The organism is Streptomyces sp. NPDC107498 (genome assembly GCF_055582805.1).
Window position 1 is genome coordinate 242,748 of record NZ_JBVJPE010000005.1, and the last position, 13,002, is coordinate 255,749.

Genomic DNA, 13,002 nt, shown 5'->3' on the forward strand with positions numbered 1-13,002 from the left:
GAGCCTTCTCCCCGCCTCCGGCGGAGAGTCCCCTTGCCGCGAGGGAGGTCCAGTTCAGTGACCAGCCAGGTCAGTAGCGAGGCCGGTGAGGCCCTGGTCGGGGAGCAGCGCAGCGCCCCGGCGAAGCCCCACCACGGCACCGAGAAGGAAGTGCGCCGGCTCGACCGGGTGATCATCCGCTTCGCGGGTGACTCCGGTGACGGCATGCAGCTGACGGGTGACCGCTTCACCTCGGAGACGGCGTCCTTCGGGAACGACCTCTCCACGCTGCCGAACTTCCCGGCCGAGATCCGGGCACCCGCCGGAACCCTGCCGGGCGTGTCGTCCTTCCAGCTGCACTTCGCCGACCACGACATCCTGACCCCGGGCGACGCCCCGAACGTGCTGGTCGCGATGAACCCCGCCGCCCTCAGGGCGAACATCGGGGACGTGCCGCGCGGCGGAGAGATCATCGTCAACACCGACGAGTTCGCGAAGCGGGCGATGGCCAAGGTCGGGTACGCGACCTCGCCCCTGGAGGACGGTTCGCTCGACGGCTACCGGGTGCACCCGGTGCCGCTGACGACGCTGACCCTGGAGGCCCTCAAGGACTTCGGCCTGTCCCGGAAGGAGGCCGAGCGGAGCAAGAACATGTTCGCGCTCGGGCTGCTCTCCTGGATGTACCACCGCCCGACCGAGGGCACCGAGACCTTCCTCCGCCAGAAGTTCGCGAAGAAGCCGGAGATCGCCGAGGCCAACGTGGCCGCCTTCCGGGCCGGCTGGAACTTCGGCGAGACCACCGAGGACTTCGCCGTCTCGTACGAGGTCGCCCCCGCGACCCGGGCCTTCCCCACCGGCACGTACCGGAACATCTCGGGGAACCTGGCCCTCTCGTACGGCCTGATCGCCGCCGGCCGCCAGGCGGACCTGCCGCTCTACCTCGGCTCGTACCCGATCACCCCGGCCTCGGACATCCTGCACGAGCTGTCGAAGCACAAGAACTTCGGCGTGCGGACCTTCCAGGCGGAGGACGAGATCGCCGGCATCGGGGCCGCGCTGGGCGCCGCCTTCGGCGGCTCCCTCGCCGTGACCACGACGAGCGGCCCCGGCGTGGCGCTGAAGTCGGAGACCATCGGTCTCGCGGTCTCCCTGGAGCTGCCGCTGCTGATCGTCGACATCCAGCGCGGCGGCCCGTCCACCGGTCTGCCCACCAAGACCGAGCAGGCCGACCTCCTCCAGGCCATGTACGGCCGCAACGGCGAGGCGCCGGTGCCGGTCGTGGCCCCGAGGACGCCCGCCGACTGCTTCGACGCGGCCCTCGACGCCGCCCGCATCGCGCTCACGTACCGCACGCCGGTCTTCCTCCTCTCCGACGGCTACCTGGCCAACGGCTCCGAGCCCTGGCGCGTCCCCGAGGTCGACGAGCTCCCCGACCTGAAGACGCCCTTCGCGACCGGGCCGAACCACGAGCTGGCCGACGGCACCGAGGTCTTCTGGCCGTACAAGCGGGACCCGGAGACCCTCGCCCGTCCCTGGGCCGTGCCCGGCACCCCCGGCCTGGAGCACCGCATCGGCGGCATCGAGAAGCAGGACGGCACCGGCAACATCTCGTACGACCCCGCGAACCACGAGTTCATGGTCCGCACCCGCCAGGCCAAGATCGACGGCATCGAGGTGCCGGACGTCGAGGTCGACGACCCGGACGGCGCGAGCACCCTGGTCCTCGGCTGGGGCTCCACCTACGGGCCGATCACGGCCGCCGTCCGCCGCATCCGCAGGGAGGACGGCCGCATCGCCCAGGCCCATCTGCGCCACCTCAACCCCTTCCCGAAGAACCTCGGCGAGGTGCTGAAGCGGTACGAGAAGGTCGTCGTCCCCGAGATGAACCTCGGCCAGCTCGCCACCCTCGTCCGGGCGAAGTACCTCGTCGACGCCCGCAGCCACACCCAGGTCAACGGCATGCCGTTCAAGGCCGAGCAGCTCGCCGCCGCCCTCAAGGAGGTCATCGATGCCTGAGTCCCTGCTGCAACTGGTGCCGAAGGCCGAGGCCGCGCAGTCCATGAAGGACTTCAAGTCCGACCAGGAGGTCCGCTGGTGCCCGGGCTGCGGTGACTACGCGGTCCTCGCCGCCGTGCAGGGCTTCATGCCCGAGCTCGGACTGGCGAAGGAGAACATCGTCTTCGTCTCCGGCATCGGCTGCTCCTCCCGCTTCCCGTACTACATGAACACCTACGGGATGCACTCCATCCACGGCCGCGCCCCGGCCATCGCCACCGGTCTCGCCACCTCGCGCCGCGACCTGTCGGTGTGGGTGGTCACGGGCGACGGCGACGCGCTGTCCATCGGCGGCAACCACCTCATCCACGCCCTGCGCCGCAACGTCAACCTGAAGATCCTGCTCTTCAACAACCGGATCTACGGCCTCACCAAGGGGCAGTACAGCCCCACCTCCGAGGTCGGCAAGATCACCAAGTCGACCCCGATGGGCTCGCTCGACTCCCCCTTCAACCCGGTGTCGCTGGCGCTGGGCGCCGAGGCGAGCTTCGTGGCCCGCACGGTCGACTCCGACCGCAAGCACCTCACCGAGGTGCTCCGCCAGGCCTCCGAGCACAACGGCACGGCGCTCGTCGAGATCTACCAGAACTGCAACATCTTCAACGACGGCGCCTTCGAGGTCCTCAAGGACAAGGACCGGGCCAAGGAGGCGGTGATCCGCCTGGAGCACGGGCAGCCGATCCGCTTCGGCGCCGAGAACGAGAAGGGCGTCGTCCGCGACCCGGCCACCGGCGACCTCCAGGTCGTCGCGGTCACCTCGGAGAACGAGTCCCGGATCCTCGTCCACGACGCCCACGCGGCCACCCCCACCACCGCCTTCGCGCTCTCGCGCCTCGCGGACCCGGACACCCTCCACCAGACCCCGATCGGGGTGTTCCGCTCGGTGGACCGGCCGGTGTACGACACGCTGATGGCGGAACAGCTGGAGACGGCCGTCGAGCGGTACGGCAAGGGCGACCTGGGCCAGCTCCTCACGGGCAACGACACCTGGACGGTCGTCGGCTGACGGCTGACGGCTGACGGCTGCGAAGTCGGTCCGGGCCCGCCGCCCCGGACCGACTTCGCGGTCAGTCGTCGCGCTTCGCCGCCTCGGCGAACGGACCGAGGCAGCGGGGCCTTCCGGAGCGGATCCGCCAGAGGGTCAGCCCTTCGAGGGCGGACGCCGAGTTCTCGTTGGCCCTGGAACTGTAGGACCTCACCATCCCCCGGTACACCTTGTGGTCCTTCATGAACGCGTACGACAACGCCGCTGCCGGGGACCTCACGTTCCTCTCCGCGGCGGTACGCAGCGCCCGCGCCGTCCAGGACAGGGCGTCGTACGACTCCACCGCGAACCGGTCGACCGAATCGGTGGCCGCGAGCCCCCAGCGCTCGCGGTACGCGGCCGCGAACTCCTTCGCGGCCGGGACCGTGTCGGGGTCGGTGTAGCCCGCCCCGAAGTACCAGCCCTCGGCGGCCGGTCCCGCCGCGGCGAGGAACTCCGGCCGGAGCGCGGACTCGACGCTTCCGCACGGGCCCCGGTATCCCTGCTGCCGCAGGGCCCCGGCGCACAGGGCGGCCCGGCGCGGCGAGGTCCCCACGTACATCACGCCCGTCGGGGAGGCGGCGAGCGCGTCCCGGACCGCCGGTCCGAAGTCCTCGTCGTCCGCCGCGACCCGGTGCACGGCGACCGTACCGCCGGCGGGGGGCGAACCCTTCAGGTTCCGGGCGATGAGCCAGCTGTAGGTGCCGGCCGCCCGGTCCTCGATGACGGCGGTGCGGCCGAGACCGTGCTCGGTGAGGTAGCGGCCGAAGGGCGCGATCATCATCTCGGGGTAGGGCCGCAGCTCGAAGTACGTGCGCATGTCCGGTGACTGGCCCCGGATCACCCCCTCAGGGACCGTCGCCACCACGCTCAGCACCGGCACCGCCGGGTCGACGAGCACGTTCGCCGCCGCGACCGCCGTCTCGGTGGTCGTCGGGCCGAGGACGGCGACGAGGGCGGGCTCCTTGAGGAGGGCGCGGGCCCCGGCGGTGGCCCGCTCGGGCTCTCCCCCGTCGTCCGCCACCTTGAGGACCAGGTCGAAGGGCCGGTCCGCGCGGGCGTTGAAGGTCTCCGTGGCGAGACGCAGCCCGCGTTCCTGGGCGCGTCCGTCCGCCTTGCCCGGCCCGCTGAGGTCGGTGAGCACACCCAGCGTGTAGGCCCTTCTCGGCACCCCCGTGCCGCCGCCGGCGCCGCTCGCGGGGTCACGCCCGAGCAGCCAGGCGGTGAGGGCTCCCGTGCCCGCGACGGCGCCGGCCGCGCCGAGGGACAGGAAGCGGCGCCGCGAAGTCCCCTTCTTCTCCTCGGGGTTGAGGACGGTCGGATCGGCGACCGGTAGGTCGAGGACCCGCGAGGAGCGCTGGGCGATCAGTGCGGGCAGGCCGGGCGGCAGCCAGTCGCCCGCCGCCGGGCCCTCGTACGGGCCGAGGGCGTCCCGCACCTGGGTGGTGCTCGGCCGGTCGGTCGCGTCCTTGGCGAGGCAGGCCGTGACCAGGGGCAGCAGCCGCCCGGGCAGGCCGTCGAGGTCGGGCTCCTCGTGGACGGTGCGGTAGACGACCGCGGCCACCGCGCCCGTGCCGAAGGGTCGTTCTCCGGTCAGCGCGTACGCGAGGACGCAGCCGAGCGAGAAGACGTCGCTCGGCGGGCCGACCTCGCCCGTCCCGGAGACCCGGGCCTGCTCGGGGGCGAGGAAACCGGGGGTGCCGATCATCGCGTCGGTGGCCGTGAGCGCGGTCGCCCCGGCGGTCCTGGCGATGCCGAAGTCGATGAGCCGGGGGCCGTCGAGGGCGAGGAGGACGTTGCCGGGCTTGACGTCGCGGTGCACGAGTCCGGCCGTGTGCATGTCGGCGAGCGCGTCGGCGAGCCGCGCGCCGAGCGCCCGTACGGTCGCCTCGGGCAGCGGACCGTGCAGGGCGACGGCCTCGGCGAGCGAGGGCCCGGGCACGTACTCGGTGGCGAGCCACGGTTCCCGGGCCTCCGGGTCGGCGCCGAGGACGCGGACGACCCAGCGGCCGGTGATCCGCTCGGCGGCCCGCGCCTCGCGCCGGAACCGCTCCCGGAAGCCGGGGTCGGCGGCGTGCTCGGCGCGGATGAGCTTGAGCGCGGCGAGCGCCCCGCCCGCGGTGCGGGCGAGGTAGACCACGCCCATGCCGCCGGCGCCGAGCCGGCCGAGCAGCCGGTGACCGGCGATCGAGGAGGGGTCGGCCTTCCTGAGCGGCTGCACGTTCAGGCCTTCTTGGGCTTGCGGGGCTCCGCGGGCGCGGGGCCGAGGAACGTGTAGGCCCCGTTCCGCACGCCGTAGAGGAAGGTGCCCATACCGCTGAGCTCGCCGTTGTCGGCGAACGCGTAGACGCCCATGGCCCCGGTGTACTTCTGCTTGCGCAGGGCTTCCCACAAGCCCTTGCGGGTGAGCACGCCCTTGGCGGCGTTCGAGGAGAGCCAGGACGTGACCAGGTTGACCACGTCGAAGGACTCGCCGGTGTAGAAGGCCGGGGTGGTGCCGTAGCGCTTGCGGTAGGCGTCGAGGAACTCCTGGGCCGCCTTGCGGTCGGGCGCTTTCTGCTTGGTGTCGGCGGCCCGCTGGACGGGGTCGACGACGGGCGCGCAGACGTACCAGCCCTCGGCGTCGCTTCCGGCCTCCTTCAGGAATTCCGACCCGAGGACGTGCTGGCCGGTGAACCGGGGCCCGGTGAAGCCGAGTCGGTTCAGGGCGCGGGCGGCGAGCACGGCCGTGGAGCGGTCACCGCAGTGGACGTACGCGTCGATGCCGGCGTCCATCATCTCGCCGATGATCCGGCGGTAGTCGGTGGCCCGGCCCGGGACCACCCGGAAGTGCGGCGTGATGCCGGCCTGTTTGAAGCCGAAGCCGACCCCCCTGACGTACTGCCAGCTGTACTGGTCGTCGGTGCGTTCCTGGAGGACCCCGGGGCGGCGGATCTGCGGCAGCAGCGTGGCGGCCCAGGCGAGGTAGGTGCCCGCGATGAGGTGGTTCGGGATCGCGCGCAGCACGGTCGCGTTCGGCGCTCCGGACGCGCCGCGCAGGGTGAAGAGGTGATAGCCCGCCGAGACGGTGAGGAGCGGCACGTCGGTCTCCTCGAAGGCGGGGAGCGCGGCGATGCCGGTGTCGTCGGAGGTGGGGCCGAGGACGGCGATCACGGAGGGGTCGGAGGTGAGCCGGCGGGCGGCGGCGAGGGCGCCGGTGCGGTCCCCGCGGTCGTCGGAGACCTTGAGTTCGAGGGTGAAGGGCTTGCCCTGGTGCACGGCGTTGAACCGCTCGACGGCGAGCCGGGCACCGCGCTCCTGGGCCCTGCCGATTTCCTGGGCGGGCCCGGTCAGGTCGGCGAGGACGCCGATCGACCAGGTGTTCCGGGGCTTCGACGCGGGAGGCTTCCCGTCGTCGGCGGTGTCGTCGCGCCGCGAGTTCCACAGGGCGAACGCGCCGCCGCCCGCCGCGAGCGCCGCGGCCCCGGCGCCGAGCAGCAGGAAGCCGCGTCTGCTGGGCTTGGCCGAGGCGGCCGGGTCCGTGCCGGGTGCGGTCGGTTCGATGTCGGGAAGCGCCAGCATGGCCGCCGAGCGGGCGGCGATGATGGCGACGACGGGAGCGGGCAGCCAGTCGGCGGGGGCGCCGGGGGTGTCCTCGGTGAGCCGGACGGCGATCTCGTCGGCGGTGGGCCGTGCCGCCGGTTCCTTGGCGAGGCACTGCCGCACGAGGTCGAGCAGCGGCTCCGGCACGCCGGCGAGGTCGGGCTCGTCGTGCACGGTCCGGTAGAGGAGCGCGTCCAGGGCGCCCGTACCGAACGGCGGGCGGCCGGTCGTCGCGAACGCGAGCAGGCAACCGAGGGCGAAGACGTCGACGGCGGGGCCGATCTCGGCGGCGCGGGCCTCGGCCTGCTCGGGGGCGAGGAAGCCGGGGGTGCCGACGATCATGTCGGCCGAGGTCAGCCCGGTCTCCCCGGTCGCACGGGCGATGCCGAAGTCGATCAGCCGGGGGCCGTCGACGGCGAGCAGGACGTTCCCGGGCTTCACGTCCCGGTGGACGATCCCGGCCGCGTGGACGGCGGCGAGCGCGCGGGCGACGGCGCCGCCGAGGATCCGTGCGCTCCGCTCGGGCAGCGGCCCGTGGGCGCGAACGGCCTCACCGAGGGAGGGGCCGGGCACGAAGGCGGTGGCCATCCACGGCTCGGGGGCGTCGGGGTCTGCGCCGGTGACGGGCACGGCCCAGGGGCTGGAGACCCTGCGGGCGGCCTCGACCTCGCGGCGGAAGCGGGCCCGGAAGTCGGGCTGGTCGGCCTGGTCGCCGTGGGTGACCTTCACGGCGGCGAGCTCGCCGCCGTCGGTGCGGCCGAGGTAGACCACGCCCATGCCGCCGGCGCCGAGCCGGCCGAGGAGGCGGTAGCCGGCGATCGTGGACGGATCGGCGGGGAGGAGGGGGTGGAGTGCGCCGGGCCGGGGGTCGGGCTCGGGGACGGGCTGGGGGCCTGGCTGGGCCATCGGGCTCACGACTGGGCTCCCCACTGCTTCTTGACGCGGTCCTGCATGGCGACATTGGCCCGGACCTGGGCGTCGGTGGTCTCCGCCTCGGTGTAGCCGGGGGCTCCCTTGACGACGGTGGCGACGCTGACCTGTCCGGTGCGGGTCTGGAACCAGCTGTAGAACTGCGGCTTCTTGAAGGCGTCGTTGAGGTACGTGCCGCGCTCGGTGATCAAGTCGGTCGTGGTGGTGCTGTCGCCGACGCTGTAGGGGGCGAGCGATATGAGGCCGCTGATGCGTTCGCCCTCGCGCAGCCGCTGGTCGGGGCAGCGCAGTGCCTCCTCCAGGGTTTCGGCCATCTCCCAGTCGGCGTCGGTCTCGGTGCGGTGCACAGTGACGGTGGCGGCGACGCGCAGGGCTCCCTTGCCGCCGGCGGCCGGGATCTCGCCGTAGGAGGTGACGCTGTAGAGGACGGAGTGCGGCAGGGTGCCCGCCTCCCAGGTGCAGTCGGCGTCGAGGACCGGCCAGGAGCCGGGGTCGCTGAGGAACGGGCTGCGCTTGACGTAGTCGGGGCCCCAGTCGTCCGGCCCCGCCACGATGGCGAGCGCCATCCGTTTCGCGTCGGCCGTGGTGCGCGGGGCCTTCTTCGGGTCCGGGGTGAAGGCGGACCCGGTCGGGGCCGGGGACGAGGTCCCGGACGCGCTCGCGCCCGGTGTTCTCCGGGGTGGTTTCCCGTCGTCCCCGCCGCCTCCCGACGAACAGCCCGCCAGGAGTGCCACGCCCGCCGCCAGCACGGCACCGGTGCGCAGCGTCCTTCCGTACGCGTCCCTCACGATCCCCCCACGGTCGCTCACACGATCCCCCGCCCGGTGAAGGAGATCGTACGGCTCCGCGGCCCAACTCGGCGGGTCTACAACGTCATTGGGACGCTTCGCGCACGGTGTCGTAACGCGTGCGCGCCTCCTCGACGGCCTGGACCCGGCGTTCGGTCCAGCGGGCGAGCTCCCAGACCTGGCGGGCGGCCTCCTCGCCGAGGGGGGTGAGGCCGTAGTCGACGCGGGGCGGGATGACGGGCTTGGCGTCGCGGTGGACGAAGCCGTCGCGCTCCAGGGTCCGGAGGGTCTGGGCCAGCATCTTCTCGCTGACGCCGCCGATCGTGCGGCGCAGCTCGCTGAAGCGGTACGAGCGCTCCAGGAGGGCCGCGAGGACGAGGACGCCCCAGCGGCTGGTGACGTGCTCCAGGACGAGGCGCGAGGGGCACATCGGCTCGTTCACGTTCGGCGGCTTGCTTACTCCCATGCCAGTACCTTACTTCAAAGTGGGTACTTTCGAATGGTTAGCGCACGCCGTACGGTGAGTGCAGCACGGTGAGCGCACCGGCCACCGCACCCCACGGGAAGAAGGAAGCACCATGAGCATCGTCGTCACCGGAGCCACCGGACAGCTCGGCCGTCTCGTCGTCGACGCCCTCCTCGCCGCGGCCCCCGCCGAGCCCGTCGTCGCCGTCGTCCGCGACAAGGCGAAGGCCGCCGACCTCGCGGAGCGCGGCGTCGAGCTGCGGATCGCCGACTACGACCGGCCGGAGACCCTGGCGGAGGCCTTCGAGTCCGGCGACCGGGTGCTCCTGATCTCGGGCAGCGAGGTCGGGCGGCGCGTCGCGCAGCACGCCGCCGTGATCGACGCGGCCGAGGCGGCGGGCGTGGCCCAGCTCGCGTACACCGGCATCCTCGGCGGCCCGGAGGCCGACTTCGCGCTCGCCGACGAGCACAGGGCGACCGAGGAGCTGATCCTCGCGTCCGGCCTGCCGTACACCTTCCTCCGCAACGGCTGGTACTCCGAGAACTACACGGCCCACCTCGCCCCGGTCCTGGCCCACGGCGCCGTCGTCGCCAACGCCGGCGAGGGCCGGATCGCCTCCGCCTCCCGCGCCGACTACGCCGCCGCCGCGGCCGCCGTCCTGACCGGTCCGGCCGAGGAGCACCGCAACAGGGCGTACGAGCTGAGCGGCGACACCGCCTGGTCCCTCGCCGAGTACGCGGCCGAGGTCGCCGCCCAGACCGGCCGGGAGATCACGTACAGCGACGTGCCCGCCGCGACCCACCTGGAGGTCCTCACCGGCGCCGGGGTCCCGGAGGCCTTCGCCGAGATCCTCGTCGACGTCGACCGGGCCGTGGAGCGCGGGGCGCTCGCCCGCCGGAACGGCGACCTGGCCCGGCTGATCGGCCGTCCGACCACCCCCGTCGCCGAGTCGATCAGGGAAGCGCTCGCCGCCTCCTGAAGCCGTCATGACCGTATAGCGGTACGGACATGACAACCCACCCCGTGCGGCGCTACCTTCGACAGGACAGCGCGGCACAGGGCGGGAGGTCCGGCGTGAAGACGGAGAACGAGGGACGAGCGGGACTGCTCTACGGGGTCGGTGCCTACGGCATGTGGGGGCTGGTCCCGCTCTTCTGGCCCCTCCTCAAGCCCGCCGGGGCCGTCGAGATCCTCGCCCACCGGATGGTGTGGTCCCTGGTCTTCGTCGGCGTCGCCCTGCTCGCGCTGCGCCGCTGGGGCTGGGTGTCCGAGCTCGTGCGCAGCCCGCGCAAGCTCGGCCTGATCACCGTCGCCGCCACCGTCATCACCGTGAACTGGGGCCTCTACATCTGGTCCGTGAACACGGGCCACGTCGTCGAGGCCTCCCTCGGCTACTTCATCAATCCGCTCGTCACCATCGCCCTCGGCGTCCTCGTCCTCAAGGAGCGGCTGCGCCCCGCGCAGTGGGCGGCGGTCGGCGTCGGCCTCTCGGCCGTGCTCGTCCTGGCCGTCGGGTACGGGCGGCCGCCGTGGATCTCGCTCACCCTCGCGTTCTCCTTCGCCGCCTACGGCCTGGTGAAGAAGAAGGTCAACCTCGGCGGCCTGGAGTCGCTCGCCGCCGAGACCGCCGTCCAGTTCCTGCCCGCCCTCGGCTACCTCGTCTGGCTCGGGACCCGGGGCACCCTGGCCTTCGGCGCCCACGGCGCCGGCCACACGGCGCTGCTCGCCGCCACCGGCCTCGTCACGGCGGTCCCCCTGGTCTGCTTCGGGGCGGCGGCGATCCGCGTACCGCTGTCCACGCTCGGACTGCTCCAGTACCTCGCGCCGACCTTCCAGTTCCTGCTCGGGGTCGTCTACTTCCACGAGGAGATGCCGCCGGAGCGCTGGGCCGGCTTCTCCCTCGTCTGGCTGGCACTGACGCTCCTCACCTGGGACGCGCTCCGGACGGCCCGGAAGAGCCGGGCCGCGGTCGAGGCGGCGGCCTCCGCCGCCCGTGCGGAGACGGCTCTCGCGGAGGCCGGTCGCGAGGCCGGGGCGGCGCCGGTCTCCACCCCCTCGGCCCGGCCCGGACGCTGACGGGGGGGTGGGGCCACGCGCGCGGCGGGTCCCGCGAGCCGCCCGTGGGCCCGATGGGGGGACGGCGGTCACCCGCCCAGCAGGCCGTGCTCCCGGATCAGCCAGCAGACCGCCGTCAGGCGGAGGGTCGCGAAGTCGTGGCCGACGGGCTCGGTCCAGTCGGCCTCGGAGAGCCGGTCGGTGAACCCGAGGACGTAGTCGGCCAGCTCCTCCCGACGGACGGTCCGGCCCTCCGGCCCCCGCTGGGCCGGGATCAGCGCGTCGCACACGGCCGCCGCGTGCTGGTCGACGGCGGCCACGAGTCCCGGCTCGAAGGAGAACTCCGAGAGCCGGGGCATGTACGTGGCGGCGACGTCGATCAACGGGCTGCCGGGCAAAGCGTCCATCCCTCCAGATTAGGGGCGTGCCGAAGGGCGCAGACCGTGACGTTCCTCGCAGCCTCCGGCCCCGGCACCCCCGGGACGGTCGGAAATCCGGTGGCCCCGCCCGGCGGTCGCCCCGCACCCTGAGGCGCATGGAAGAACCGAAGTACCGGATCCGCGCGGTCCACACCGGGCGCACGGTCACCGTCTACCAGGCGTACCGGCCCGAGATCGGACTGGCCGCCGCCCGCGACGGCCGTTTCCCGGCGGTCTGGAAGCGGGACCGGATGACGTGGATCAAGCCGTCGTTCCTGTGGATGATGTACCGCTCCGGCTGGGGGAGGAAGGAGGGCCAGGAGACCGTCCTCGCCGTGGAGATCACCCGCGAGGGCTTCGAGTGGGCCCTGCGCAACGCCTGCCTCTCCCACTACGAGCGCGGCTTCCACACCGACCAGGCCTCCTGGAAGCGGCAGCTGCGGCAGTCGCCGGCCCGGGTCCAGTGGGACCCCGAGCGCGACCCGCACCTGCGGCCCCTCCCGTACCGCTCGCTCCAGCTCGGCCTGGCGGACGAGGCGACCCGCCGGTACGCGGACGAGTGGACCGTCTCCGTCACCGACGTGACCGCGCTGGCCCACGAGGTCCACGCCCTGGTCAGGACCGGCGACCTGGAGGCCGTCGGCCGACTGCTCCCCCGGGAGGAGCCCTACCCGGAGCCGGAGGGCCTGCTGGACCACCTGAGGGCTCCGGCGCGGGCCCGGTCCTGAGTTCAGGCCCCGGCCGCGGCTCCGGTCCCGGATCCGGCTCCGGCTCCGGCTCCCGCGACGCCGAAGTTGAAGTCGCCGGTGCCGAGCATCCCGTAGAGCCGCAGCCACAGGGGCAGGAGCTGCTCGGTGGCGCGGGCACTCGTCAGGTCGCCGAGGTCGATGATCCGGTCGGCGGCCCAGCCGAAGGAGGCGAGCAGTTCGGCGACCACGGCCTTCGCGTCCTCGTCGTCGCCGCTGAGGAAGACGTTGTGGTGGCCGGGGACCCGGCCGGGCTCGACCATGACGGTGTTGGTCATGGTGTTGAGCGTCTTGACGACGCGGGCCTCCGGGAAGGCGCCCTGGAGCTGCTCGGCGACGCTCCTGCCGTCGGGCAGGCCGACCTTGGGCGGGAAGCCCTCCGAGAAGTCGAGGGCGTTGGACACGTCGACCAGGACCTTGCCGCGCAGGTTCTCGGCGCCCGCGGCCTGCAGGACGGCGAGGGAGACCAGCCCGCCGGTCGCGTTGACGACCAGCTCGGCGGGGCCGGCGGCGTCGGCGAAGGTGCCGTGCGTCCCGCCGTGCTCCCCCGCCCACGTGGTGGCCTCGGCGTTGTCCGCCGTACGGGACCCCATGGCCACCTCGTGCCCGAGGGAGACCAGCTTGGTGGCGAGCCGGCGCCCGACCTCGCCGGTTCCCAGTACGGCGATCTTCATGTGCGCGTGCTCCTTCGGGGCGGCGAGTCGAGGGAGCCCGACCCTAATGCCTGGACGCGCCCCTCCGGTCGTCCCGCACCGATCCGTCCGCACTCAATTCGCGCCACCGGCCGAAAATCGGATGCCCCGGCGTACGGCGCGTGCGGCTGCTCCGACGACTTCTGCCAGGGCCTGCGCACCTCGGGCCACCGGCCGGGCGCCCCCTGCGGCGAAGGCCACCGCCGTCTGCCGCCGGCCGCCGAGACGGGGATGCCCGACCTCGACGTCGTCCACGGCCGGATCTG

11 protein-coding genes are annotated in these 13,002 nt (G+C 73.2%); 5 read left to right on the forward strand and 6 right to left on the reverse strand.

The window, feature by feature from the left end:
* The first annotated feature begins 57 nt into the window (after nt 1-57).
* Nucleotides 58-1,995: a 2-oxoacid:acceptor oxidoreductase subunit alpha gene (locus ACZ66Z_RS11610; RefSeq protein ID WP_469933755.1), complete on the forward strand. Its 1,938-nt coding sequence runs from the start codon at nt 58-60 to the stop codon at nt 1,993-1,995.
* Nucleotides 1,988-3,040, forward strand: coding sequence for a 2-oxoacid:ferredoxin oxidoreductase subunit beta (locus tag ACZ66Z_RS11615; protein ID WP_469933756.1), 1,053 nt, complete (start codon nt 1,988-1,990; stop codon nt 3,038-3,040). The genes ACZ66Z_RS11610 and ACZ66Z_RS11615 overlap by 8 nt, the downstream gene beginning before the upstream one ends.
* Before the next feature lie 61 nt (nt 3,041-3,101).
* Here the strand turns inward: ACZ66Z_RS11615 and ACZ66Z_RS11620 are convergent, their stop codons facing one another.
* The 4 genes from ACZ66Z_RS11620 to ACZ66Z_RS11635 all read right to left on the reverse strand — a co-directional run bounded on the left by ACZ66Z_RS11620 (nt 3,102) and on the right by ACZ66Z_RS11635 (nt 8,824).
* Complete coding sequence (locus ACZ66Z_RS11620) at nt 3,102-5,279, reverse strand: bifunctional serine/threonine-protein kinase/ABC transporter substrate-binding protein (RefSeq protein ID WP_469933757.1); 2,178 nt, start codon at nt 5,277-5,279, stop codon at nt 3,102-3,104.
* 2 nt (nt 5,280-5,281) lie between these two features.
* Nucleotides 5,282-7,546, reverse strand: a complete 2,265-nt coding sequence (locus ACZ66Z_RS11625; RefSeq protein WP_469933941.1) for a bifunctional serine/threonine-protein kinase/ABC transporter substrate-binding protein — start codon at nt 7,544-7,546, stop codon at nt 5,282-5,284.
* 5 nt (nt 7,547-7,551) lie between these two features.
* Nucleotides 7,552-8,379, reverse strand: coding sequence for a hypothetical protein (locus ACZ66Z_RS11630; protein ID WP_469933758.1), 828 nt, complete (start codon nt 8,377-8,379; stop codon nt 7,552-7,554).
* A 64-nt stretch (nt 8,380-8,443) separates the two neighbouring features.
* The gene (locus tag ACZ66Z_RS11635; RefSeq protein WP_469933759.1) at nt 8,444-8,824 is read right to left on the reverse strand and encodes a winged helix-turn-helix transcriptional regulator; all 381 of its coding nucleotides are present in this window, start codon (nt 8,822-8,824) and stop codon (nt 8,444-8,446) included.
* Nucleotides 8,825-8,936: 112 nt separating this feature from the next.
* Between ACZ66Z_RS11635 and ACZ66Z_RS11640 the strand changes: the two genes are divergently transcribed.
* Together ACZ66Z_RS11640 and rarD are read left to right on the forward strand one after the other, a co-directional pair.
* On the forward strand, nt 8,937-9,803 hold the full coding sequence (locus ACZ66Z_RS11640; protein WP_469933760.1) for an NAD(P)H-binding protein: 867 nt from the start codon (nt 8,937-8,939) through the stop codon (nt 9,801-9,803).
* Between the two features lie 95 nt (nt 9,804-9,898).
* Entirely contained in the window at nt 9,899-10,900 is a 1,002-nt protein-coding gene (rarD, locus tag ACZ66Z_RS11645; RefSeq protein ID WP_469933761.1) for an EamA family transporter RarD, read from the forward strand.
* A gap of 68 nt (nt 10,901-10,968) precedes the next feature.
* On the opposite strand, the gene ACZ66Z_RS11650 is transcribed toward rarD, so the two are convergent.
* The gene (locus ACZ66Z_RS11650) at nt 10,969-11,286 is read right to left on the reverse strand and encodes a DUF6401 family natural product biosynthesis protein (protein ID WP_469933762.1); all 318 of its coding nucleotides are present in this window, start codon (nt 11,284-11,286) and stop codon (nt 10,969-10,971) included.
* Nucleotides 11,287-11,414: 128 nt separating this feature from the next.
* On the opposite strand from ACZ66Z_RS11650, the gene ACZ66Z_RS11655 reads away from it, so the two are divergent.
* Entirely contained in the window at nt 11,415-12,026 is a 612-nt protein-coding gene (locus ACZ66Z_RS11655) for a DUF4291 domain-containing protein (RefSeq protein ID WP_469933763.1), read from the forward strand.
* A gap of 2 nt (nt 12,027-12,028) precedes the next feature.
* On the opposite strand, the gene ACZ66Z_RS11660 is transcribed toward ACZ66Z_RS11655, so the two are convergent.
* On the reverse strand, nt 12,029-12,718 hold the full coding sequence (locus ACZ66Z_RS11660) for an NADPH-dependent F420 reductase (protein ID WP_469933764.1): 690 nt from the start codon (nt 12,716-12,718) through the stop codon (nt 12,029-12,031).
* Between the last annotated feature and the right edge of the window lie 284 nt (nt 12,719-13,002).

Bases quoted from the DNA above. Each gene is read 5' to 3' on its own strand.
- ACZ66Z_RS11615 (WP_469933756.1), top strand. From the start codon at position 1,988: ATGCCTGAGTCCCTGCTGCAACTGGTGCCGAAGGCCGAGGCCGCGCAG.
- ACZ66Z_RS11625 (WP_469933941.1), bottom strand. From the start codon at position 7,546: ATGGCCCAGCCAGGCCCCCAGCCCGTCCCCGAGCCCGACCCCCGGCCC.
- ACZ66Z_RS11635 (WP_469933759.1), bottom strand. From the start codon at position 8,824: ATGGGAGTAAGCAAGCCGCCGAACGTGAACGAGCCGATGTGCCCCTCG.
- ACZ66Z_RS11640 (WP_469933760.1), top strand. From the start codon at position 8,937: ATGAGCATCGTCGTCACCGGAGCCACCGGACAGCTCGGCCGTCTCGTC.
- ACZ66Z_RS11650 (WP_469933762.1), bottom strand. From the start codon at position 11,286: ATGGACGCTTTGCCCGGCAGCCCGTTGATCGACGTCGCCGCCACGTAC.
- ACZ66Z_RS11655 (WP_469933763.1), top strand. From the start codon at position 11,415: ATGGAAGAACCGAAGTACCGGATCCGCGCGGTCCACACCGGGCGCACG.
- ACZ66Z_RS11660 (WP_469933764.1), bottom strand. From the start codon at position 12,718: ATGAAGATCGCCGTACTGGGAACCGGCGAGGTCGGGCGCCGGCTCGCC.